The organism is Sphingomonas sp. (assembly GCF_039595165.1).
Lineage (GTDB): Bacteria > Pseudomonadota > Alphaproteobacteria > Sphingomonadales > Sphingomonadaceae > Sphingomonas.
On the sequence record NZ_JBCNMA010000009.1, the window covers coordinates 14,458 to 33,118 of the forward strand.

At 68.6% G+C, this 18,661-nt stretch carries 25 protein-coding genes; 15 read left to right on the plus strand and 10 right to left on the minus strand.

The window, feature by feature from the left end:
• Nucleotides 1-30: 30 nt before the first annotated feature.
• Nucleotides 31-480, minus strand: a complete 450-nt coding sequence (locus ABDV68_RS02940) for a DUF3576 domain-containing protein (RefSeq protein ID WP_343518157.1) — start codon at nucleotides 478-480, stop codon at nucleotides 31-33.
• A gap of 172 nt (nucleotides 481-652) precedes the next feature.
• On the opposite strand from ABDV68_RS02940, the gene ABDV68_RS02945 reads away from it, so the two are divergent.
• Complete coding sequence (locus tag ABDV68_RS02945; RefSeq protein WP_343518158.1) at nucleotides 653-1,378, plus strand: hypothetical protein; 726 nt, start codon at nucleotides 653-655, stop codon at nucleotides 1,376-1,378.
• On the opposite strand, the gene ABDV68_RS02950 is transcribed toward ABDV68_RS02945, so the two are convergent.
• The gene (locus ABDV68_RS02950) at nucleotides 1,351-1,914 is read right to left on the minus strand and encodes a thiamine phosphate synthase (protein WP_343518159.1); all 564 of its coding nucleotides are present in this window, start codon (nucleotides 1,912-1,914) and stop codon (nucleotides 1,351-1,353) included. The two genes, ABDV68_RS02945 and ABDV68_RS02950, sit on opposite strands and share 28 nt — an antisense overlap.
• A gap of 22 nt (nucleotides 1,915-1,936) precedes the next feature.
• Here ABDV68_RS02950 and ABDV68_RS02955 point away from each other — a divergent pair, with 22 nt between their 5' ends.
• Both ABDV68_RS02955 and ABDV68_RS02960 read left to right on the plus strand, forming a co-directional pair.
• Nucleotides 1,937-2,605: a YggS family pyridoxal phosphate-dependent enzyme gene (locus ABDV68_RS02955; RefSeq protein WP_343518160.1), complete on the plus strand. Its 669-nt coding sequence runs from the start codon at nucleotides 1,937-1,939 to the stop codon at nucleotides 2,603-2,605.
• Entirely contained in the window at nucleotides 2,602-3,279 is a 678-nt protein-coding gene (locus tag ABDV68_RS02960; protein ID WP_343518161.1) for an HAD family phosphatase, read from the plus strand. The genes ABDV68_RS02955 and ABDV68_RS02960 overlap by 4 nt, the downstream gene beginning before the upstream one ends.
• Here the strand turns inward: ABDV68_RS02960 and ribA are convergent.
• From ribA to ABDV68_RS02980, 4 genes are all read right to left on the minus strand, one after another.
• Complete coding sequence (gene ribA, locus ABDV68_RS02965; RefSeq protein ID WP_343518162.1) at nucleotides 3,276-4,334, minus strand: GTP cyclohydrolase II; 1,059 nt, start codon at nucleotides 4,332-4,334, stop codon at nucleotides 3,276-3,278. The genes ABDV68_RS02960 and ribA overlap by 4 nt on opposite strands.
• Entirely contained in the window at nucleotides 4,331-5,116 is a 786-nt protein-coding gene (locus ABDV68_RS02970; protein WP_343518163.1) for an exodeoxyribonuclease III, read from the minus strand. The genes ribA and ABDV68_RS02970 overlap by 4 nt, the downstream gene beginning before the upstream one ends.
• Before the next feature lie 297 nt (nucleotides 5,117-5,413).
• Nucleotides 5,414-6,031 (minus strand): outer membrane lipoprotein carrier protein LolA, encoded by a 618-nt coding sequence (locus tag ABDV68_RS02975; protein ID WP_343518164.1) that lies wholly within the window; start codon nucleotides 6,029-6,031, stop codon nucleotides 5,414-5,416.
• Nucleotides 6,032-6,088: 57 nt separating this feature from the next.
• Nucleotides 6,089-6,547: a peptidylprolyl isomerase gene (locus ABDV68_RS02980; protein WP_343518165.1), complete on the minus strand. Its 459-nt coding sequence runs from the start codon at nucleotides 6,545-6,547 to the stop codon at nucleotides 6,089-6,091.
• 201 nt (nucleotides 6,548-6,748) lie between these two features.
• On the opposite strand from ABDV68_RS02980, the gene mgtE reads away from it, so the two are divergent.
• Nucleotides 6,749-8,137: a magnesium transporter gene (gene mgtE, locus ABDV68_RS02985; protein ID WP_343518166.1), complete on the plus strand. Its 1,389-nt coding sequence runs from the start codon at nucleotides 6,749-6,751 to the stop codon at nucleotides 8,135-8,137.
• 43 nt (nucleotides 8,138-8,180) lie between these two features.
• Complete coding sequence (locus tag ABDV68_RS02990) at nucleotides 8,181-8,594, plus strand: DUF1489 domain-containing protein (RefSeq protein ID WP_343518167.1); 414 nt, start codon at nucleotides 8,181-8,183, stop codon at nucleotides 8,592-8,594.
• Here ABDV68_RS02990 and msrA read toward each other — a convergent pair.
• The 3 genes from msrA to pabB all read right to left on the minus strand — a co-directional run bounded on the left by msrA (nucleotide 8,591) and on the right by pabB (nucleotide 12,615).
• On the minus strand, nucleotides 8,591-9,214 hold the full coding sequence (gene msrA, locus ABDV68_RS02995; protein WP_343518205.1) for a peptide-methionine (S)-S-oxide reductase MsrA: 624 nt from the start codon (nucleotides 9,212-9,214) through the stop codon (nucleotides 8,591-8,593). The two genes, ABDV68_RS02990 and msrA, sit on opposite strands and share 4 nt — an antisense overlap.
• 386 nt (nucleotides 9,215-9,600) lie before the next feature.
• Nucleotides 9,601-10,800 carry a pyridoxal phosphate-dependent aminotransferase gene (locus ABDV68_RS03000; RefSeq protein ID WP_343518168.1) on the minus strand — a complete coding sequence of 400 codons (1,200 nt, stop codon included), beginning with the start codon at nucleotides 10,798-10,800 and terminating at the stop codon, nucleotides 9,601-9,603.
• Nucleotides 10,801-10,833: 33 nt separating this feature from the next.
• The gene (gene pabB, locus ABDV68_RS03005) at nucleotides 10,834-12,615 is read right to left on the minus strand and encodes an aminodeoxychorismate synthase component I (RefSeq protein WP_343518169.1); all 1,782 of its coding nucleotides are present in this window, start codon (nucleotides 12,613-12,615) and stop codon (nucleotides 10,834-10,836) included.
• 79 nt (nucleotides 12,616-12,694) lie between these two features.
• On the opposite strand from pabB, the gene ABDV68_RS03010 reads away from it, so the two are divergent.
• The 10 genes from ABDV68_RS03010 to ABDV68_RS03055 are packed head-to-tail and all read left to right on the plus strand — an operon-like array spanning nucleotide 12,695 to nucleotide 18,409.
• Nucleotides 12,695-13,366 carry an MBL fold metallo-hydrolase gene (locus ABDV68_RS03010; protein ID WP_343518170.1) on the plus strand — a complete coding sequence of 224 codons (672 nt, stop codon included), beginning with the start codon at nucleotides 12,695-12,697 and terminating at the stop codon, nucleotides 13,364-13,366.
• A 44-nt stretch (nucleotides 13,367-13,410) separates the two neighbouring features.
• Nucleotides 13,411-13,743: a metalloregulator ArsR/SmtB family transcription factor gene (locus ABDV68_RS03015; protein ID WP_343518171.1), complete on the plus strand. Its 333-nt coding sequence runs from the start codon at nucleotides 13,411-13,413 to the stop codon at nucleotides 13,741-13,743.
• On the plus strand, nucleotides 13,740-14,105 hold the full coding sequence (locus ABDV68_RS03020) for a DUF1428 domain-containing protein (RefSeq protein WP_343518172.1): 366 nt from the start codon (nucleotides 13,740-13,742) through the stop codon (nucleotides 14,103-14,105). Before ABDV68_RS03015 ends, ABDV68_RS03020 begins: the two co-directional genes overlap by 4 nt.
• A 3-nt stretch (nucleotides 14,106-14,108) precedes the next feature.
• Nucleotides 14,109-14,504 carry a VOC family protein gene (locus tag ABDV68_RS03025; protein ID WP_343518173.1) on the plus strand — a complete coding sequence of 132 codons (396 nt, stop codon included), beginning with the start codon at nucleotides 14,109-14,111 and terminating at the stop codon, nucleotides 14,502-14,504.
• A complete protein-coding gene (locus tag ABDV68_RS03030) occupies nucleotides 14,501-14,935 on the plus strand; it encodes an SRPBCC domain-containing protein (RefSeq protein ID WP_343518174.1) in 435 nt (144 codons plus the stop codon). The genes ABDV68_RS03025 and ABDV68_RS03030 overlap by 4 nt, the downstream gene beginning before the upstream one ends.
• Nucleotides 14,936-14,940: 5 nt before the next feature.
• Entirely contained in the window at nucleotides 14,941-15,483 is a 543-nt protein-coding gene (locus tag ABDV68_RS03035) for an SRPBCC family protein (RefSeq protein WP_343518175.1), read from the plus strand.
• Between the two features lie 9 nt (nucleotides 15,484-15,492).
• Complete coding sequence (locus ABDV68_RS03040; protein ID WP_343518176.1) at nucleotides 15,493-15,828, plus strand: DUF1801 domain-containing protein; 336 nt, start codon at nucleotides 15,493-15,495, stop codon at nucleotides 15,826-15,828.
• A gap of 54 nt (nucleotides 15,829-15,882) precedes the next feature.
• On the plus strand, nucleotides 15,883-16,908 hold the full coding sequence (gene tsaD / locus ABDV68_RS03045) for a tRNA (adenosine(37)-N6)-threonylcarbamoyltransferase complex transferase subunit TsaD (RefSeq protein ID WP_343518177.1): 1,026 nt from the start codon (nucleotides 15,883-15,885) through the stop codon (nucleotides 16,906-16,908).
• Nucleotides 16,905-17,882 (plus strand): NAD(P)H-dependent glycerol-3-phosphate dehydrogenase, encoded by a 978-nt coding sequence (locus ABDV68_RS03050; protein WP_343518178.1) that lies wholly within the window; start codon nucleotides 16,905-16,907, stop codon nucleotides 17,880-17,882. The genes tsaD and ABDV68_RS03050 overlap by 4 nt, the downstream gene beginning before the upstream one ends.
• The gene (locus ABDV68_RS03055; protein ID WP_343518179.1) at nucleotides 17,879-18,409 is read left to right on the plus strand and encodes a DUF1697 domain-containing protein; all 531 of its coding nucleotides are present in this window, start codon (nucleotides 17,879-17,881) and stop codon (nucleotides 18,407-18,409) included. Before ABDV68_RS03050 ends, ABDV68_RS03055 begins: the two co-directional genes overlap by 4 nt.
• On the opposite strand, the gene ABDV68_RS03060 is transcribed toward ABDV68_RS03055, so the two are convergent.
• Complete coding sequence (locus ABDV68_RS03060; RefSeq protein ID WP_343518180.1) at nucleotides 18,406-18,567, minus strand: DUF1674 domain-containing protein; 162 nt, start codon at nucleotides 18,565-18,567, stop codon at nucleotides 18,406-18,408. The genes ABDV68_RS03055 and ABDV68_RS03060 overlap by 4 nt on opposite strands.
• Nucleotides 18,568-18,661 lie beyond the last annotated feature (94 nt).

Here is an 18,661-nt window from a genome sequence, read left to right on the forward strand (position 1 = left end):
GGGCCGGCACCGCCGAACTAAAAAGAGCCCTTAGTCCCCGACGACGGCGGCGCGGCGCAGGTCGCGCGCGCGAGTCAGGATGATGTCCTCGAGTTTCTGGACCGTCGCGGCCTCGACCGGCGAATCGACCCACTGGCCGTTCCGGTTGACCTGGCGCACCGCTGCGACGCGCAGCGCATCGGCGCGAAGGTCCTGATCGAGGATCGCGATCGTCACCTTCATCCGCTCGCTCTGCAGGTTCGGGTTCACATACCAATCGGTGACGATCACGCCGCCATTGGAATCGGTCTGTACGATCGGCATGAACGAGATGGTGTCGAGCGACGCGCGCCACAGATAGGCGTTGACGCCGATCGTCGTCACCTTCGACGCGGCGAGGTCCGCGCGCGGGCGATCCTTGCCGCCGCCGCATGCGGCGAGCGACGCCGTCATGCTCAGGGCAACACTGCCCAGGATCGCGGTGCGCAACAGGCGGTTCATCAGCATCTTCCTATGGGAAACTCAACGGGTCGCGTGCATCTATAGATGGTCATGCGTCCGCCGCAAGCACTGCCGCTGTGCGCCTTGTGCAACAGTCGGAGTAAAAAGCGACTCCACCAGTGGAACATTGCGGCCGAATCATGGTAGGCGCCTTGGTACGGTAGGGGTTGAAATGAGCGTTCGGCGACTCAGGACTGGCATCGGGATCGGCGCGTTGGGCGCGGCCGGCCTCGTCGTCGCGCCTGCGCTGCTCGCGCAGACCGCGCCCCAGCAGCAACAGCGAATCGCGCAGAAGCGTGCGGTTTCGATCGCCAGCATCGGTACCTTCACTCCCGCCGCCGCGGATCCCAAGCTCGCGGCGGCGCTGGCGCGCGCCGGGCTGTCGGGCAGCGGCTTCCGCTTCACCCCGGCCGATTCGGCACGCTCGTCGAGCCGCAGCGTCACCGTCGCGGTGCGCGCGCGCAACCCGCGGCCGATCGCAGCGGTCGCCGATCGCGGTGCCGCGGCGCCTGCCTCGGTCACGCTGCAGCCGATCGCCTATAATCTCGGCGTGTCGGTGGGCTGGAAACGCTTCGCCATCTCGGGCGATCTGTCGAAGCTCGACCTCGCCGGCCAGCCGGGCAGCCGCGAAGCGATGGACTTGGACGTCAGCTATACCGGCAAGCGCGCTTCTGGCCGGATCAAGGCCGCGACCGAGCGGCCGCTGGAGAATACGCCGCGTCTGATCGCCGCCGATCCAAGCTATTCGATCGATGTCGGGGGCTCCTATTCGCTGACCCGCAACCTCGATCTCACCGCGGGCTTGCGCTACAAGTCCGAAGAGAACCGCCTGCCGCAGCTGACCGACAACCGGCGCGACAGCCAGGCGGTCTATGTCGGAACCGCGATCCGCTTCTGACGCGATCTACTCGTCCACGCGTCGATTCCCGCCCAGCCATGAACGCCTAGCGGCCTGAGCGCGCGCCAGCGGCGTTCGTCCATGCCGCCGAGTGCGATCACCGGCACGTGCAGGCCGCGAGTCACCAGCCCGAGCCGCACCGGTCCCAGGGCGCGCGCGCCAGGATGCGAGCGAGTCGGGTGCACAGGGGAGACGAACAGCAGCCGCGCGCCGGCATGCGCGGCGGCGATCGCCTCGCGGCGCGAATGAACCGGTGCGGTCAGCGCGCCGCGATGGCGGCCATGGCTGCCGGCGACGCCACGGCCGAGACTGTCCCGGCCGCCGACGACCAGCATGAGGCCTCGCTGCCGGGCGATTCGCCGCAGCGCAGCGAACAGCATTCGTCGCTCCCCCGCGGGCAGTTGATAGTGCCGCAAGATAACGCCCGAACCGCGCGGCAGCGCCGCCACCGCCTCCCACAACGCGTCGCCAAGGCGCGGGTCGGTCATCAGCCAGCGGCGCGGCAGCTTGCGATTGGAGGGGTGGCGGCCGGGCATTGGCCCTTCTATAGCCGCGCGCATGTCATCCGACACCGCCGACTCACGCCTTTCCTCGATCCTCGAACATGTCGCCCGCGCTGCGCGGATCGCGCGCCGAGAGCCAAGCGAGGTGCAGCTGATCGCGATCTCCAAGACGCACGAAGCCGAGGCGATCCGTCCGCTGATCGTCGCCGGCCAGCGCTTGTTCGGCGAGAATCGCGTGCAGGAGGCGGCGGCGAAATGGCCCGCGCTGCGCGAGGCGGCGCCGGACATCGAACTCCATCTCGTCGGCCAGCTCCAGTCGAACAAGGCCGAGGAAGCCGTGGCGCTGTTCGATGCGATCCATTCGCTCGACCGCCCGTCGCTGATCGCGGCGCTGGCGCGTGCGATGGACAAGACCGATCGCCGTCCGCCTTGCTTCGTCCAGGTCAATATCGGCGACGAGCCGCAAAAGGGTGGTTGCGCGGTCGCCGACCTGCCGGCGTTACTCGCCGAGGCCCGCGCCGCCGAGCTTCCGGTCACCGGGCTGATGGCGGTGCCGCCGCTCGGCGTCGAAGCCGCACCCTATTTCGCCTTGCTCGCCAAGCTCGCGCGCGATCATGGAGTCTCTGGTCTCAGCATGGGCATGTCGGACGATTACGAGACCGCCGTGACGCTCGGCGCCACGCATGTCCGCGTCGGCACGGCGCTGTTCGGCGCGCGCATATGACCCTCGCCGTGCGGTTCGACGCGCTGATCTTCGATTTCGACGGCGTGCTGCTCGAAAGCGAGTATGACGGCAACCGCCACATCGCCGAATATCTGACCTCGATCGGCCATCCGACCACGCCCGAGGATTCGATGGCGAACTTCATGGGGCTGGCAGGCCCCGAGTTCATCGCCGCGATAGAGCGCTGGATCGAGCGTCCACTGCCCGAGGACTATTACACGGCGCGCGAGGCCGAAAATGCCCGTGCGCTGGCCGAGGGTATCGCCGCGGTCGCCGGCGCGATCGCGTTCATCCGCGCGCTGCCCGACGCGTTGCCGCGTGCGATCGCCTCGTCGAGCTCGACGCAGTGGATCACGACGCATCTCGACCATCTCGGCATCCGCGACGCGTTCGGCGACAAGATCTTCAGTGGGCGCGAGCATGTGACGCGGGGCAAGCCGGCGCCGGACGTCTACCTCCATGCCGCGGACGCGCTCGGCGTCGATATCGCGCGCTGCGCGATCCTCGAGGATTCGCCGGTCGGGGCGACCGGAGCGGTGGCTTCGGGCGCGCATGTCATCGGGCTGTGCGCGGGCAGCCATTGTGGTGTGGGACATGATGCGCGCCTGCGGGAGATCGGGGTGCATGCTATTGCGCACGACTTCGGCGAAGTCGCCCGGCTGCTCGCGCCCTAGAGCTGGTGCCCGGTGCGGTCGCGCTTGGTGGCGAGGTAGCGTTCGTTGTGCGGATTGGGCGGCAGGCTGTGCGGCACGCGCTCGGCCACCGTGATTCCGGTCGCTTCGAGCCCCGCGACCTTCTGCGGGTTGTTGGTCAGCAGCCGCACCCGGTCCTGCCCCAGCAGCTTGAGCATTCGCCCCGCGACGCCGAAATCGCGCGCGTCCACGGCGAACCCCAGCCGGGTGTTGGCGTCGACCGTATCGAACCCCTGGTCCTGCAGGGCATAGGCGCGCAGCTTGTTGATTAGCCCGATCCCGCGCCCTTCCTGGCGCAGATAGAGCAGGATGCCCCAGCCGCTCGCGGCAATGGCGTGGATCGCGGCATGGAGCTGCGGCCCGCAATCGCATTTGAGGCTGCCGAGTACGTCGCCGGTCAGGCATTCGCTGTGCAGCCGCACCAGCGGCGGGTTGCCGTTGGGCTGGCCGATCAGCAGCGCGATATGCTCGTCGGGCGATTCGGGGGTGCGGAAGGCGACGATCTCGGCATCCTCCGCACCCGCTACCGGAAGCCGCGCACGCGTGACGATGCGCAACTGGGCGGGGTCCTCGTGTGCCGCGATGTCGGCCGGCGTGATCGTCTCGCCCGCTTCGCCCTCATAGGCAAAAAATGCAGGGAGCAACCCCGCGATCCGCGCCAGCCGCAGCGCCGCCGCCGCGGCATCGGGCGCGGGCACGGGGATCGCGCGGAATGGTCCCTTGAACGGCGTGGCGAGGTCGAACTGGGGGTCGGCCAGCGCCACCGCGCCGTCGAAATCGAGCCATGGCGCGCGCGCGACCAGCACCGGCGCGTCGGGCGTCGCGGCATCACGCTGGTTGGCGAGCTTGAGCGTCGCCGCTCGCCCCGCTGAAAGCAGCATCGGCGCGGTCCCGGTGGGATCGAACTCGGCGAGCCGTGCGGCGTCCGCGGTCTCGATCGCCAGCAATGCCAGGGCGCCGGCTTCCCCGCGGATCGTGATCGGCCACCCCCGGCGCAGCGCGTCGATCGCGCGGGCAGCGGCGCGCGGGTCGCTCAAAAATCGAACTCGGTGATGATCGGGACGTGATCCGACGGCTTGAGCCAGCCGCGGCACGGCTCGCACACGCGATGTGCGGTCGCCTTGGCGGCGACGTCGCGGCTCGCCCACATATGGTCGAGCCGGCGGCCGCGGTCCGAGGCGAGCCAATCCTTCGCGCGATAGCTCCACCAGGTGAAGCAGCGCTCGGGCGCGGGGATGAAGTGGCGGCCGAGATCGACCCAGTCGTTTGCCGCCTGGAGCCGCGCCAGCGCGGCGACCTCGATCGGCGTATGGCTCACCACGCCGAGCAGCTGCTTGTGGTTCCACACGTCGCATTCGAGCGGAGCGATGTTGAAGTCGCCGGTGACGATCACGGGCAAGTCGCCGAGCCCCTCCGACCAGCGCGTCATGCGCTCGACGAAATCGAGCTTTTGGCCGAATTTCGGGTTCACCTCGCGATCGGGGATATCGCCGCCGGCGGGCACATAGACATTTTCGAGCCGCACGCCATTGGGCAGCCGGACGCCGACATGACGCGCCTCGCCATTGGCCTGCCAGTCGAGCCGATCGTCCTCGGTAACCGGCACGCGGCTGACGATCGCGACGCCGTGATGCATGCGCTGGCCGTGGATGATGATGTGGTCATAGCCCAGCGCGCGCAGCGGCGCGTGCGGGAAGTCGCCGTCGATGACCTTGGTTTCCTGGAGGCACAGGATGTCGGGCCCCTCCTCGCGGAGAAATTTCTCGACGATCTCCATGCGGAAGCGGACGGAGTTGATGTTCCAGGACGCGATCTTCATTGGAGCTGGCATGTAGTCGGCTTCGCCGACCGGCACCAGCCCGCTCCCCACCCGGCCACGCATCGAGATACCGGCGTGCGTGGCCGGGGGAGCGGGCTGGTGCCGGACCCGCCGCGCATGCGGCGCACCAAAAACGCCAAAGGCCCCCGCTCCGGGGGCATGGAGCGAGGGCCGACCTGGCGTTCGTCACGCAGGCGGGACAGGACCAGCTCGGGCAACAGGGGGAAAAATCCCGAAAGCCCCGTCCGCACTCTTGGTGTTAGCGGCGGAAAGCTGTCGCCAGGATGAATATGCGCGTCAGCGGCGGCCGCCTGTCCTCCGCGGGTCGTTCCAGCGGAACGCTCCGTCGCTCACCGGCACGTTGAAGCGCTGGTTCGACAGCCGCACCGTCGTGCGGTTGTTCTGGGAGTCCAGCGCGACCCAGCCCTGCAGCATCAGGCCGCCGGGCGCCGACGCGTTGCGCGCGAACACCATCGTGATGCGCCCATATTCGGGCCGTTTGGGATCGTGTGCTTCGATGCTCACTACCTCCGGATTGGAGGTCGGCACCACCTTGGCATAGCGCGAGAGGTCGCGATTGGGGTCGAGCAGCACGCCGAGCGGAGAGTCCTTGACCGGCCAGCGCGACACCTGCCGCACCGAATAATCGATGAACCACAGCGCATTGCCGTCGCCGACGATCAGCAGCGGCACGCCCTTCTGGTACTGGAAACGGACCTTGCCCGGCTTCTTGAGCGTGAGCGTGCCGCTCAGCGTCTTGCCCGCACGGTCGGTCTGCGCGAACGCCGCGGTCATCGTCTGGCTCGCCTTGAGGTGCTGCTGCACCTGGGCGAGCGTGCCGGCCTGCTGCGCGGCGGCGGGCAGAGCGAGCGGAAGGGCGACGGCGGCCAGAACCGCCAGGGGTCGGATGGTCATGGGGTTGCCAAACATATCCGAGCCCTGCCGGTTCCGGTTTGAACGCGTCGTGAACCGTTACGCTTCGCTGCGCGCCTTGACGATCTTGCCGGGGTTGCGGGGCGGCTCGCCCTTGGGAAGCGCGTCGACATGCTCCATGCCTTGAGTCACCTCGCCCCACACGGTGTACTGGCCGTCCAGGAAGGTCGCGTCGTCGAGGCAGATGAAGAATTGCGAGTTGGCGCTGTTGGGATCGTTGGTGCGCGCCATCGAGCAGACGCCGCGGACATGGGGCTCGCGGCTGAACTCGGCGGGGAGGTTGGGCTCCTTCGAACCGCTCATGCCGGTGCCGGTCGGGTCGCCGCCCTGCGCCATGAACCCGTCGATCACGCGGTGGAACACGACGCCGTCATAGAAGCCGCTGTCGGCGAGCTTGGCGATCCGCTCGACATGCTTGGGGGCGAGGTCGGGACGCAGCTTGATGTGCACGTCGCCGCCGTCGAGCGTCATCACGAGGCGGGTGGGGAGGTCGGCCATCTGAACTGTAACTCCATAAGCAATTCGGTGTCGCGCGCCACCTAGGCATGTGTGCGCCCGGTTGCAAACCGGGTAGCGCAGGTTTGAGAATGCGGCTGACCCCGCCGATGCGCGTCCGGGCGTTCCAAACCGAAACAGCCCGGATTGGCAGCGCGATTCGAGCGCGTTAGGAGGGGTGGGCGCTGGACAGGGGAAGGCTCGATGACCGACGAGACCGAAACCACCGAAACCGCGCGCGACTCGCACGATCATCTGAGTCCGGAATTCGTCCGCACCGTGCTCGATCTGGTCGACAGCGGCGAGGTCGAGGCGGCGCGCGAGAAGGTCGAGCCGCTCCACCCGGCCGACATCGCCGACCTGGTCGAGCTGACTCCCGCGAACGAGCGCTCGGCGCTCGCCGCCGCGATCTCCGGGCTGATCGACGGCGACGTGCTCGCCGAGATGAACGACTGGGTGCGCGACGAGCTGATCGAGGCGCTCGACCCGCACGAGGTCGCCGACATCGCGGCCGAGCTCGATACCGACGACGCCGTCGCGATCATTGAGGACATGGAGGAAGAGGATCAGCGCGCGGTGCTGCGCGCCCTCGACCCCGACGATCGCGCGGCGATCGAGGAAGCGCTCTCCTATCCCGAGGAATCGGCCGGCCGCCTGATGCAGCGCGAGCTGATCGCGGTGCCCGAGCATTGGAGCGTTGGCGACGTGCTCGACTATCTCCGCGGCGGCGAGGAGCTCGCGACCGACTTCTGGGAGATCTTCGTCGTCGATCCCGGACACAAGCCGGTCGGCACCTGCGCGCTGTCCTGGATCCTGCGCACCCCGCGCTCGGTCGCGATGGGTGACGTCATGAAACGCGAGCAGACGCTGATCCCGGTCGCGATGGACCAGGAAGAGGTCGCGCTGATCTTCCAGAAATACGCGCTGATCTCGGCCGCGGTGGTCGATGACAGCGGGCGGCTGGTCGGGATGATCACGGTGGACGACGTCGTCCACATCATCTCCGAGGAAGCGGGCGAGGACGCGCTGCTCATGTCCGGCGCGGGCGAGGGCGACATCAACGAGCCCGTGGTCGATTCGTATAAGGTGCGTGTGCGCTGGCTGATCGCCAATCTCGGCACCGCGATGGTCGCCGCGACGATCATCGGGCTGTTCGAGGGGACGATCGCCAAGATGGTGACGCTCGCCGCGCTGATGCCGATCGTCGCAGGCGTCGGCGGCAATGCCGGCACGCAGACCATGGCGGTCACCGTGCGCGCGCTCGCCACCAACCAGCTGACCGAGGCCAATACGTTGCGCGCGATCCGGCGCGAGATCCAGGTCGCGCTGCTCAACGGCCTCACCATCGCCGCAGTGCTGGGCAGCGGCGTGGGCCTGGTCTTCCAGAACGCGGCGCTCGGCGGGGTGATCGCCACCGCGATGCTCGCCAACATCGTGCTCGCCGGCTGCGCGGGCGTATTGGTGCCGCTGACGCTTCAGCGCCTGCGCGCCGACCCGGCGGTCGCCTCGTCGGTGTTCGTGACGATGATCACCGACTCGATGGGTTTCCTTGTCTTCCTCGGCCTCGCCAGCGCGAGCGGCCTTACCGGCTAGTCGCCCGGTTGAACCGCGGACGTCTTGCGCCCAGATGGAGGGCGTGCCGCTTCATCTCACCAAGGTCGCCTATGGCTGCGACAGCGTCGACTATCTGCGCGAGCGCCTTGCCTTGCGCGCCGCGCATGGTCCGACCGCGTTCCTGACGACGCGTTATCTGCCCAAGCGCCACGAGGAGATCGCCGCCGATGGCATCGAAGGCGGCTCGCTCTTCTGGATCATCAAGCACCAGCTGGTCGGGCGCTCGCCGATCCTGAAGTTCGGCGAGGCCGAGGGCGGGCGGGTCGCGATCCATCTCGCGCCCGAGCTGATCCTGGTCCAGCCGCGTCCCAAGCGCGCGCACCAGGGCTGGCGTTATCTCGAGGGCAAGGACGCGCCGGCCGATCTCGGCAGCGGCGACATGGCGTCACTTCCTGCCGAGCTGGCCGGAAAACTCGCCGAACTGGGGCTGGCCTAGCGCGCGAGCGAAGGGAAGGACGCGCGGAACGCCGCGACCTTCGGCTTGTCCCAGCGCACGATATAGGGGTGGTTGGGGTTGCGCCTCGCGAAATCCTGGTGGCTCGCTTCGGCGAGGTGGAACTGGCCCTGCTCGATCCTGGTCACGATCGGCCTGCCATAGGCTCCGGTCTTGCCGAGCTGCGCGATATAGGCGCGCGCCACGCGCGCCTGGCCGGGATTCTGCGGGAAGATCGCCGAACGATAGCTCGGGCCGGTGTCGGGGCCTTGGCGGTTGAGTTGAGTCGGATCGTGCGCGACCGAGAAATAGATGCGAAGCAGCGTGGCGTAGCTCACCTGGCGCGGGTCGTAGACGATGCGCACCGCTTCGGCATGGCCGGTGCGTTCGGTGGCGACCTGCTGGTAGGTCGCGGTGGCGCGCGGGCCGCCGGCAAAGCCGCTGGTCACGTCGCGCACGCCCTTCACCTGCTCGAACACCGCCTCCATGCTCCAGAAGCAGCCGCCCGCGAGCACCGCGACCTGGTCGCCCGGCGCCGCCGCGACATCGGTGGTGGAAGCGGGAATCGCCACCGCCTTCTCGGCCGCGACGGCGACCGGCGGCACGAGGCCGGCGGCGGACATGAAGCCCAGGCTCGCAAGGCCCGCAATGCCGAGGGCGACGGCACGCATCAGAAAATCGCGTTGGCGGCGACCTGCTCGATGTTGAACGCGACCATACCGATCGCGCCAAGCGAGAAGCCGGCCAGGAAACGCCGCAGGAACTGCGACTTGAGCATGGCACGCATGACTAGACCCTTTGTCTTGTTGGAGGCGGAGATGGGATCGCCGCCCGCGAATCCAAGAGAAGTTCTACTTGTCGCCGATGAACGTTCGCTGGCCGCAACGTAATTTGTCGTTCAGGTTGCGGTGCCCGCCCGCTCCCCACCCGGCCACCCATATGATACTGACGTTGGGTGGCCGGGAGGGGGAGCGGGCCGGCACCGCGCGCCGCGCGAGCGGCCTTAAGGTTAGCGCAGCGCCGCGCACGCCTCCTGGATGCGTCCGCACGCCTCGGTCAGCACGTCCTCGCTGGTCGCATAGCTGATGCGCAGCGCGGGCGAGAAGCCGAACGCGCCGCCGTGCACCGCCGCAACCTTGGCGTCGTCGAGCAGATAGCCGACCATCGTCTCGTCGGTGTCGATGACCAGGCCCTTGGGGGTGGTCTTGCCGATCAGCGCGCTGAACTCGGGATAGACGTAGAAGGCGCCCTCGGGCCGCGGGCAGTTCATGCCGTTGATCTGGTTGAGCATCGACACGACCAGGTCGCGACGCTTCTGGAACGCCGCGGCGCGCTCCTTGAGGAACGACTGGTCGCCGTTGAGCGCCGCCACCGACGCCGCCTGGCTGATGCTGCACGGGTTGCTGGTCGATTGCGACTGGAGCTTGCCCATCGCCTTGATCAGCCATTGTGGCCCGGCGCCGAAACCGATGCGCCAGCCGGTCATGGCATAGGCCTTGGACATGCCGTTGGCGGTCAGCGTGCGGTCGAAGAGCGACGGGCAGACCTGCGCGATCGTCGCGAACTCGAAGCCGTCGTAGAGGATGTGCTCGTACATGTCGTCGGCATAGATCAGCACATGCGGGTGCCGCTCGAGCACCTCGCCCAGCGCCTTGAGCTCGGCCGCGCTGTACGCGGCGCCGGTCGGATTGGAGGGCGAGTTGAGCACCACCCACTTGGTCTTGGCGGTGATCGCCGCCTCGAGCTGCTCGGGCTTGATCTTGTAGTTCTGGTCGGCGCCGGCCGAGACGAACACCGGCTTGCCCCCGGCGAACTCGACCACATCGGGATAGCTCACCCAATAGGGCGCCGGCACGATCACCTCGTCGCCCGCGTCGATCGTCGCGCAAAAGGCATTGAACAGGGTGTGCTTGCCGCCCGAGTTCACGCTGATCTGGTTCTCGGCATAGGTCAGGCCGTTGTCGCGCTTGAACTTGCCGACGATCGCGGCCTTGAGCTCGGGGGTGCCGTCGACATTGGTATATTTGGTGACGCCCTTGCGGATCGCCTCGATCGCGGCTTCCTTGACGAAGTCGGGCGTGTCGAAATCGGGCTCGCCCGCGCCCAGACCGATCACGTCGATGCCCTGCCGTTTCAGCTCGAACACCCGGCTCGTCATCGCGAGCGTGGCGGAGGGCTGGATACGGTTGAGCGCGGCGGAAGTCTGCATGGCGGTCGCCTGTCTGGAGGGGAAACGCGCGCCCTATAGGTCCGCGGATGCCTCTTCCGCAACCGTAACCGCCGCAACCAGTCCGCGCAGCGCGTTGCCGATGAAGAAGCCGCGCGCGAGATCGGCCGGAGTCAGCTCGGCTTCCATCGCGCGGCCGCCTTCGATCAGCTCGGCGCGCAGCACGCCGGGCAGGATGCCACGGGCCAGCGGCGGCGTCAGCAGCTTGCCGCCGCGCTCGACGAAGATCGAGGTGAAGCTGCCTTCGGTCAGGAAGCCCTCGCCATCGATGTAGAGCGTCTCGAACGCACCCTCCACGCGCGGATAGATTTGCCGGTCGCTGGTCTTGTGCGCGAGCCGGAAGTCGCGCGGCGCGACTTCGCGGGCCCGGATCGCCACGGCCACGGGTCGGTCGGGCACGAGCGGCAGCGGCGCGGTGCCGATCGCGACATTGCCGGTGCGCGAAAGCAGCAGCCGCACCCGCGCGGGCTTGCGCAGCCGGAAGGTGGCCGCCTGCAGCTCGTTGCGCGCCGCGTGGCGGTCGAACGCGAAGCCCAGCGCCTCGGCGCTCGTCTTGATCCGCGCGAGATGCCGTTCGAGCAGCGCGATGCCCAGCGCCGGGTCGAACGCCATGGTCTCGATGAGGTCCACTTGCCCCTGCCCCCTCGTCAGGAACGCGCCCTTGGCCAGGCACTCGTCCCATTCCTCCCCCGCGCGCGAGTCCGCGACCACGCCCGATCCCAGCCCGATGCTCGCGGTTTCACCTCCGGCGGGCAAGTGCAGCGTGCGGATCGCGACGTTGAACGCGGCGCCGGCGCTTCCTGATTCCTCGGCGGCGTCGATCCGCCCGATCGATCCGGTATAGGGACCGCGCGCATCGGCCTCGACCGCGCCGATCACTTCCATTGCGCGGATCTTGGGCGCGCCGGTCACCGATCCGCACGGGAAGGTCGCCGCGATCACCTCGCCGATGCTGGTGCCCTCCGCCAACCGCGCCGAGACGGTCGAGACCATCGTGTGCAGCGTCGGATAGGTCTCGACCTTGAACAGCTCGGGCACGTGCACGCTGCCCGGTTGCGCGATGCGCGTCAGGTCGTTGCGCATCAGGTCGACGATCATGAGGTTCTCGGCACGCTGCTTGGGGTCGCTCGCCAGCGCCGCTTTCGCGGCTGCGTCCGCCTCGGGCGTCGCGCCGCGCGGCGTCGTCCCCTTCATCGGCCGCGCGATCAGCTCGCCGTCCCGCAACGCGAAGAACAGCTCCGGGGAAAAGGACAGCAGCCAGTCCTCCCCCGTCCACACGATGCCGCCATAGCCCGCCGCCGCCCGCCCCCGGATCGCCGCATAGGCCGCGAGCGGATCGCCGAGCAGACGGACGCTCGCGCGGAAGGTCAAATTGGCCTGATAAATGTCGCCCGCCTCGATCCAGTCGTGCACCCGGGCAAAGGCGGCGTCATAGTCGGCGCGGCCGATCCGGGGCCTCGGTCGCCCGATCCACGCCCCGCGCGGGTCGGGCAACAGCACCGGCACGTCCGCCGCCGCGACCGTCTCGTAGGACTCGAACAGCCCGAACCAGAGTAGCGGTCCGCCCGCGCTCGCCGGCGTGCCGAGCTTAGATTCCAGCGCGTGCCCCGCCTCATAGGCCAGATATCCTGCCGCGTGCAGCCTTTCCCTCCGGGCGGCATCGAGCGCCGCCAGCGCGTTCCGCACCTCGCCTGGCGCATGCGCCGCCACGATCCGCACCGGATCGCGGTAGAGCCGGGCATCGGCGCCGCCCGGCCGGGCATCGTCGAGCAGCACGAAAGGGGCCGGTCCAAGCATCGCGCCCGCATGCAGCCCCGCGCGCCGCCCTGCAACCCTCTGTTGCCGCTCCTTTCCTGGCCGCCTATCTGCGCAGGCGATGAGCACTGCCCAAAATCCTCCACTGCGCGTCGCGATCGTGCCGGTCACGCCGCTCCAGCAGAACAGCACGCTGATCTGGTGCACGCGGACGATGCGCGGCGCTTTCACCGATCCCGGCGGCGACCTCGATCGGCTCAAGGCGGCGGCACAGCAGCATGGCGTCACGGTCGAGAAGCTGCTGATCACCCACGGCCATATCGACCATTGCGGCCAGGCCGGGATGCTCGCCAAGGAGCTCGGCGTGCCGATCGAGGGCCCGCACGAGGCCGACCGCTTCTGGATCAGCCGGCTCGAGGACGACGGCCGCAACTACGGCATCGACGGCCGCATCTTCGAGCCGGACCGCTGGCTGGAGAATGGCGACGCGGTGACGGTCGGCAACCTCACGCTCGACGTCTATCATTGCCCCGGTCACACCCCGGGCCATGTCGTGTTCCACCATCCGCCTTCGAAGCTCGCCATCGTCGGCGACGTGCTGTTCCAGGGCTCGATCGGCCGCACCGACTTCCCGATGGGCAATCATCAGGACCTGCTCGACGCGATCACCGGCAAGCTCTGGCCGCTCGGCGGCGACACGGTGTTCGTCCCCGGCCACGGCCAGCCCAGTACCTTCGCGCAGGAACGCCGCACCAACCCGTTCGTCGCGGACTCGGTGCTCGCCAGAAGTTAAACCATTCGGTTGACAATCTCTGCATCGGGTCGTAGCTCAACCAAATGGTTGAACGACTCGACGCCACCTTTCACGCGCTCGCCGATCCCACGCGCCGCGGCATGCTCGCCAGCCTCGCGCTTGGCGAGAAGTCGATCGGCGAGCTCGCCCAGCCCTATGCGATGAGCTTCGCCGGCGCGTCCAAGCACGTCCAGGTGCTCGAGCGCGCCGGCCTGATCGTCCGCCGCAAGGCGGGCCGCACCCAGCTTTGCCGCCTCCAGGCCGAACCGCTGGCGGAAGCCGACCAGTGGCTGCGCCAATGGGAGCGCTTCTGGAACGTCCGTCTCGACGCGCTCGAAGCGCTCCTCCGCGAGGCGCCGAAGGGAGAGACGCATTGACCTATATCGACGGCTATGTGCTCGCGGTGCCCACCGCGAATCGCGAGCGCTTCCGCGCGATGGCGCAACGTGTCGCGAAGGTCTTCGTCGATCACGGCGCGCTGCGCGTAATCGAGAATTGGGGCGACGACGTACCCAAGGGCGAGATCACCGACTTCTATCGCGCGGTCCAGGCCAAGGATGACGAGACCGTCCTCTTCTCCTTCATCGAATGGCCATCGAAGGAAGCGCGCGACAGGGGCAACGATGCCGTCGCCGCCGACCCGCGCACGGTTCAGATGCCCGACGAGCTGAACCTCATGGACCCCAAGCGCATGATCTACGGCGGCTTCATCCCCATCGTCGACGAGAAAGGAGCCTGACCGATGGCCAAAGCGACCCCCTTTCTGATGTTCCAGGGCGGCAAGGCCGAAGCCGCGCTCGATTTCTACGCCGAGCATGTGCCCGACAGCCGCATCGACTCGCTCGAGAAATTCGGCGTCGACGGCCCCGGCCCCGCAGGCACCGTGTTGCGCGGCTATGCGACGATCGCCGGCCAGGCGGTGATGGTGCACGACAGTTTCGTCACCCACGGGTTCGACTTCACCCCCTCCTGGTCGTTCTTCCTCGAATGCGCCGACGCGGCCGAGTTCGACCGGCTGTTCGCGACGCTGTCGGAGGATGGCGGGGTGCTGATGCCACCCGACAATTACGGCTGGAGCGCGCGCTTCGCCTGGGTCAATGACCGGTTCGGCATCTCGTGGCAGCTAAACCTCGCATGAGCGAGCCCGTCATCCTCACCGTCCGCCGCGACTTCGCCGCGTCGCCGGAACGCGTGTTCGACGCTTGGCTCGATCCCGCGCAGGCGCGCCGCTTCCTGTTCGCGACCTCCGATGGCGAGATGCAGACGGTCGAGATCGACGCCCGCGTCGGCGGCCGGGCGCTGATCGTCGAGCGGCGCCCCGGCGGCGATGCCGGCCACCGCCTGCAGTTCGAGGTGATCGACCGCCCCACCCGCCTCGTCTTCCTGTTCGCCGCCGACCCCGCCGAGGAAGGCGAATGGACTCGCGTCAGCATCGACATCGCGGCGACCGCGACCGGCTGCACGCTGACCCTCACCCATGAAATGAATCCGCAATGGGCGGCCTATGAGGACCAGACGCGCAGCGGCTGGACGATGATCCTCGACAGCCTCGCCCGCATCACGGAGTGACCCCGATGACCGGCACGCTCGCAGACATGGAAGTTCTCGCCCCCGACACGCTGCGCATGGTGCGCATCCTCGACGCCGCGCCCGAGACGGTGTGGCGCTATCTCACCGAGGCGAAACTGCGCTACCAGTGGTTCTCAGGCGGAACGGACGCGCATCGCGCCGGCGAGACGGTCGAGCTGGTGTTCGACCATGACAATCTCTCCGCGGACGATGTCCCCTATCCGGCGGACTACGCCAAGTGGAAGGGCGCCGTGGGGCGCGAGAAGGTGGTCGAGTTCGACCCGCCGCGCGTCTTCGCGATCAGCTGGGACGAGGGCAAGGAAGGCATCGCCCGTTTCGAGCTGTCGGATGCCGGCGGCGGCAGGACGCGGCTCGTGCTGACCCACAGCGGCATCACCGGCCCAGCGCCGATGGCCAATTTCGGCGGCGGCTGGCATTCGCACCTCGCCGTGCTCGAGGGCCTGCTCAAGGGCGAGCCGGTGCGGAACTTCTGGGCGCTGCACGCGGAATCGGAGGCAAAGGTGGCGGCATCGCTCGCCCGGCCCTGAGGTCGCGCCATGGTTGCTGACCACGATGCCTATATCGCCGAGGCGCCTGCGGCCCTCCGCCCGTCGCTCGTTCGATTGCGCGCGCAACTCGCGCACGCGCTGCCTGAGGCCGAGGAAGTCATCGCCTATAAGATGCCGGGGTTCAGGATCGGACAATCCCTCATCGCGGGCTATGCCGCGTTCAGCAAGCAATGCGGCCTCTATTTGTCTCCGTCAGCCATCGCTGCGCATGCCGACGAGGTTGCCGCCGCCGGGCTCAAATCGACCAAGACCGGGATCACCTTCTCGCCGGATCGGCCAATCCCCGACGCGCTCGTCGAGAAGCTCGCCTTGGCTTCCAGATAGGACCAGAAGCTCTGAGCCTTCGACAAGCGGCGGTCGAATCCCTAGATCGGGCCGATGCTGATCCTCGGCCTCGAATCGAGTTGTGACGAAACCGCCGCGGCGCTGGTGACCGGCGATCGCGAGATCCTCGCCCATCGCCTTGCCCGGCAGGACGAGGCGCATCGCCCCTATGGCGGCGTGGTGCCCGAGATCGCCGCGCGCGCGCATGTCGAGGCGCTCGGCCCGCTGATCGAGGCGGCGCTCGACGAGGCGAACGTCACGCTCGCCGATGTCGATGCGATCGCCGCCACCGCCGGCCCCGGGCTGATCGGTGGCGTCATGGTGGGGCTCGTCACAGGCAAGGCGCTGGCGCATGCCGCGAACAAGCCGCTGGTCGCGGTCAACCATCTCGAGGGCCATGCGCTCTCGCCGCGGCTCGCCGAGCCGGACCTTGTCTTTCCCTATCTGCTGCTGCTCGTCTCGGGCGGGCATTGCCAGCTGCTGCTGGTCGAGGGCGTCGGCCGCTATCGCCGCCTCGCCACCACGATCGACGACGCCGCCGGCGAAGCGTTCGACAAGACCGCCAAGCTGCTTGGCCTCGGCTTTCCGGGTGGCCCCGCGGTCGAGCGTGCCGCCCTCGAGGGCAATCCCCGCGCCGTGCCGCTGCCGCGTCCGCTGGTCGGATCGGGCGAGCCGCATTTCTCCTTCGCCGGCCTCAAGAGCGACGTCGCGCGCAAGGTCGGCAAATTCGCTCCGGCCGATCTCGCGGCCTCGTTCCAGCAGGCGGTGGTCGATTGCCTGGTCGACCGCACCCGCATCGCGCTGGGTAAGGCGCCTGAAGCGACCGCGCTCGTCGTCGCCGGCGGGGTCGCCGCCAACACCGCCGTGCGCAGCGCGCTCACCACGCTCGCCGCCGAGCATGATCTGCCCTTCATCGCGCCGCCCCTCTGGCTCTGCACCGACAATGCCGCCATGATCGCCTGGGCCGGGGCCGAGCGGTTCGCGCTCGGCCTGACCGATCCGCTCGACCTGCCCGCGCGCCCGCGCTGGCCGCTCGATCCGGATGCCGAGAAGGTCAGGGGCGCGGGGGTGAAGGGATGAAGATCGGAGTCGTCGGTGGTGGCGCATGGGGCACCGCCCTCGCACAAGTGGCGGCACGGAGCGGCGAGCCCGTCACCTTGTGGGCGCGCGAGGACGACGTCGTCGCGTCAGTCAACGCCGCGAACGAAAACGCCCTGTTCCTTCCCGGCATCGCGCTCGCCCCTTCGATCCGCGCCACCAGCGATCTCGCCGACCTTGCCGGCGCCGAAGCGCTGCTGGTGGTCGTTCCGGCGCAGTTCCTGCGTTTGGTGCTCGCCGACCTGCCCGTCGCCGGCCGACCGCTGGTGCTCTGCGCCAAGGGGATCGAGGCGGGTACGCGGAAGCTCGTCGCCGAGGTTGCGCGCGAGCTGCATCCCGACGCGCCGGTCGCGGTGCTTTCCGGCCCGACCTTCGCGCATGAGGTGGCCAAGGGTCTGCCTACCGCCGTCACCCTCGCCTGCGAGGACGATGTGCTACGGGAGCGCCTCGCCGATCGCCTGGCGGGGCCGGCCTTCCGCACCTATGGCTCGTCCGACGTCGCCGGTGCCGAGATCGGCGGTGCGGTCAAGAATGTGCTCGCCATCGCCTGCGGCGTGGTCGAGGGCGCCGGACTCGGCCTCAACGCCCGCGCCGCGCTGATCGCGCGCGGCTTCGCCGAGATGACGCGGTTCGGCGTCGCGCGCGGCGGCCGGCCCGAGACGCTCGCGGGGCTGTCGGGGCTCGGCGACTTGGTGCTCACTTGCTCGTCGACCAATTCGCGCAACTTCTCGCTTGGCGTCGGCTTGGGCCAGGGCCGCAGCGCCGCCGAGCTGCTCGCCGACCGCCGCACCGTTGCCGAGGGCGCGGCCACCGCGCCGGTGCTGCGCGAGGCGGCGGAGGCGGCCGGGGTCGACATGCCGGTGACCCAAGCCGTCTGCGCGCTGCTCGAGGGCACGCCGGTGGCCAAGGTGGTCGATGCGCTGCTCAGCCGGCCGTTGCGGGAGGAGCACATATGAGATGGGCGGCGATGTTGCGCGGCATCAACCTCGGCAAGCGCCAGCTCAAGTCGGCGGAGCTCAAGGCCGTGGTCGAGAGCCTGGGTTATACTGACGTCAAGACCCTGCTCGCCTCGGGCAACGTCGTGTTCACCGCCGACGAGAAGGACGCCGGGGCGCTGGAGAGGAAGCTTCACGACGCGCTGGTCAAGGAAACCGGGCTGAAGTCCGAGATTTTCGTGCGCTCGCCGCAGGAGATGAAGGCGGTCGCGGATGCCAACCCCTTTCCCGAGGCTACCCGCGAGCGCCCGAGCTTCGTCACGGTCACGTTCCACCGTGTGCCCGTCGACAAGGCGGCCGTGGCGCGCCTCGCGGAAATCCATGACGGCCCCGAACGCATGCACGTCGTGGGGCGCGAGCTCTATATCGATTTCCCCGATGGCCAGGGCCGTTCGACGCTCCATCCGGCGATGGGCAAGGCCAAGCTCGACCCGGTCAACACCGCGCGCAACTGGAATACCGTGCTCAAGATCCGTGACGCGCTCTAGAAGTCGACGGCGATCCCCTTGCGTTCCCAGTCGCCGAAGCGCGTGGGATCCTCGCCCAGTGGATCGGTCTCCGCCTTCCTGCCCGGCTCGGGCTTGGGCACCGGCGGGCTCTTCGAGAGATAGGCGGGCGGTTTCACGTGATCGGGGCGCTTGCCCATGATGCGGTCCTGATTGCGGCGATGGCTTCGATCCCCACATTGGGGATGTGGTTAGTCGGCTTCGCCGATCGGTACCAGCCCGCTCGCCCACCCG

Excerpts from the sequence above, each read along its gene's own strand:
- ABDV68_RS02955 (WP_343518160.1), top strand. The coding sequence starts at position 1,937 with ATGTCATCCGACACCGCCGACTCACGCCTTTCCTCGATCCTCGAACAT.
- ABDV68_RS03060 (WP_343518180.1), bottom strand. The coding sequence starts at position 18,567 with ATGGGCAAGCGCCCCGATCACGTGAAACCGCCCGCCTATCTCTCGAAG.
- ABDV68_RS02945 (WP_343518158.1), top strand. The coding sequence starts at position 653 with ATGAGCGTTCGGCGACTCAGGACTGGCATCGGGATCGGCGCGTTGGGC.
- ABDV68_RS03015 (WP_343518171.1), top strand. The coding sequence starts at position 13,411 with ATGGTTGAACGACTCGACGCCACCTTTCACGCGCTCGCCGATCCCACG.
- msrA (WP_343518205.1), bottom strand. The coding sequence starts at position 9,214 with ATGTCCGCCGCCGGCCTCGTGCCGCCGGTCGCCGTCGCGGCCGAGAAG.
- ABDV68_RS03050 (WP_343518178.1), top strand. The coding sequence starts at position 16,905 with ATGAAGATCGGAGTCGTCGGTGGTGGCGCATGGGGCACCGCCCTCGCA.
- ABDV68_RS02970 (WP_343518163.1), bottom strand. The coding sequence starts at position 5,116 with ATGAAGATCGCGTCCTGGAACATCAACTCCGTCCGCTTCCGCATGGAG.
- ABDV68_RS03010 (WP_343518170.1), top strand. The coding sequence starts at position 12,695 with ATGAGCACTGCCCAAAATCCTCCACTGCGCGTCGCGATCGTGCCGGTC.
- ABDV68_RS03000 (WP_343518168.1), bottom strand. The coding sequence starts at position 10,800 with ATGCAGACTTCCGCCGCGCTCAACCGTATCCAGCCCTCCGCCACGCTC.
- ABDV68_RS02950 (WP_343518159.1), bottom strand. The coding sequence starts at position 1,914 with ATGCCCGGCCGCCACCCCTCCAATCGCAAGCTGCCGCGCCGCTGGCTG.
- ABDV68_RS02940 (WP_343518157.1), bottom strand. The coding sequence starts at position 480 with ATGAACCGCCTGTTGCGCACCGCGATCCTGGGCAGTGTTGCCCTGAGC.
- pabB (WP_343518169.1), bottom strand. The coding sequence starts at position 12,615 with ATGCTTGGACCGGCCCCTTTCGTGCTGCTCGACGATGCCCGGCCGGGC.
- ABDV68_RS03025 (WP_343518173.1), top strand. The coding sequence starts at position 14,109 with ATGGCCAAAGCGACCCCCTTTCTGATGTTCCAGGGCGGCAAGGCCGAA.
- ABDV68_RS02960 (WP_343518161.1), top strand. The coding sequence starts at position 2,602 with ATGACCCTCGCCGTGCGGTTCGACGCGCTGATCTTCGATTTCGACGGC.
- ABDV68_RS02980 (WP_343518165.1), bottom strand. The coding sequence starts at position 6,547 with ATGGCCGACCTCCCCACCCGCCTCGTGATGACGCTCGACGGCGGCGAC.
- mgtE (WP_343518166.1), top strand. The coding sequence starts at position 6,749 with ATGACCGACGAGACCGAAACCACCGAAACCGCGCGCGACTCGCACGAT.
- ABDV68_RS03030 (WP_343518174.1), top strand. The coding sequence starts at position 14,501 with ATGAGCGAGCCCGTCATCCTCACCGTCCGCCGCGACTTCGCCGCGTCG.
- ABDV68_RS03035 (WP_343518175.1), top strand. The coding sequence starts at position 14,941 with ATGACCGGCACGCTCGCAGACATGGAAGTTCTCGCCCCCGACACGCTG.
- ABDV68_RS02975 (WP_343518164.1), bottom strand. The coding sequence starts at position 6,031 with ATGACCATCCGACCCCTGGCGGTTCTGGCCGCCGTCGCCCTTCCGCTC.
- ABDV68_RS03055 (WP_343518179.1), top strand. The coding sequence starts at position 17,879 with ATGAGATGGGCGGCGATGTTGCGCGGCATCAACCTCGGCAAGCGCCAG.
- tsaD (WP_343518177.1), top strand. The coding sequence starts at position 15,883 with ATGCTGATCCTCGGCCTCGAATCGAGTTGTGACGAAACCGCCGCGGCG.
- ABDV68_RS03040 (WP_343518176.1), top strand. The coding sequence starts at position 15,493 with ATGGTTGCTGACCACGATGCCTATATCGCCGAGGCGCCTGCGGCCCTC.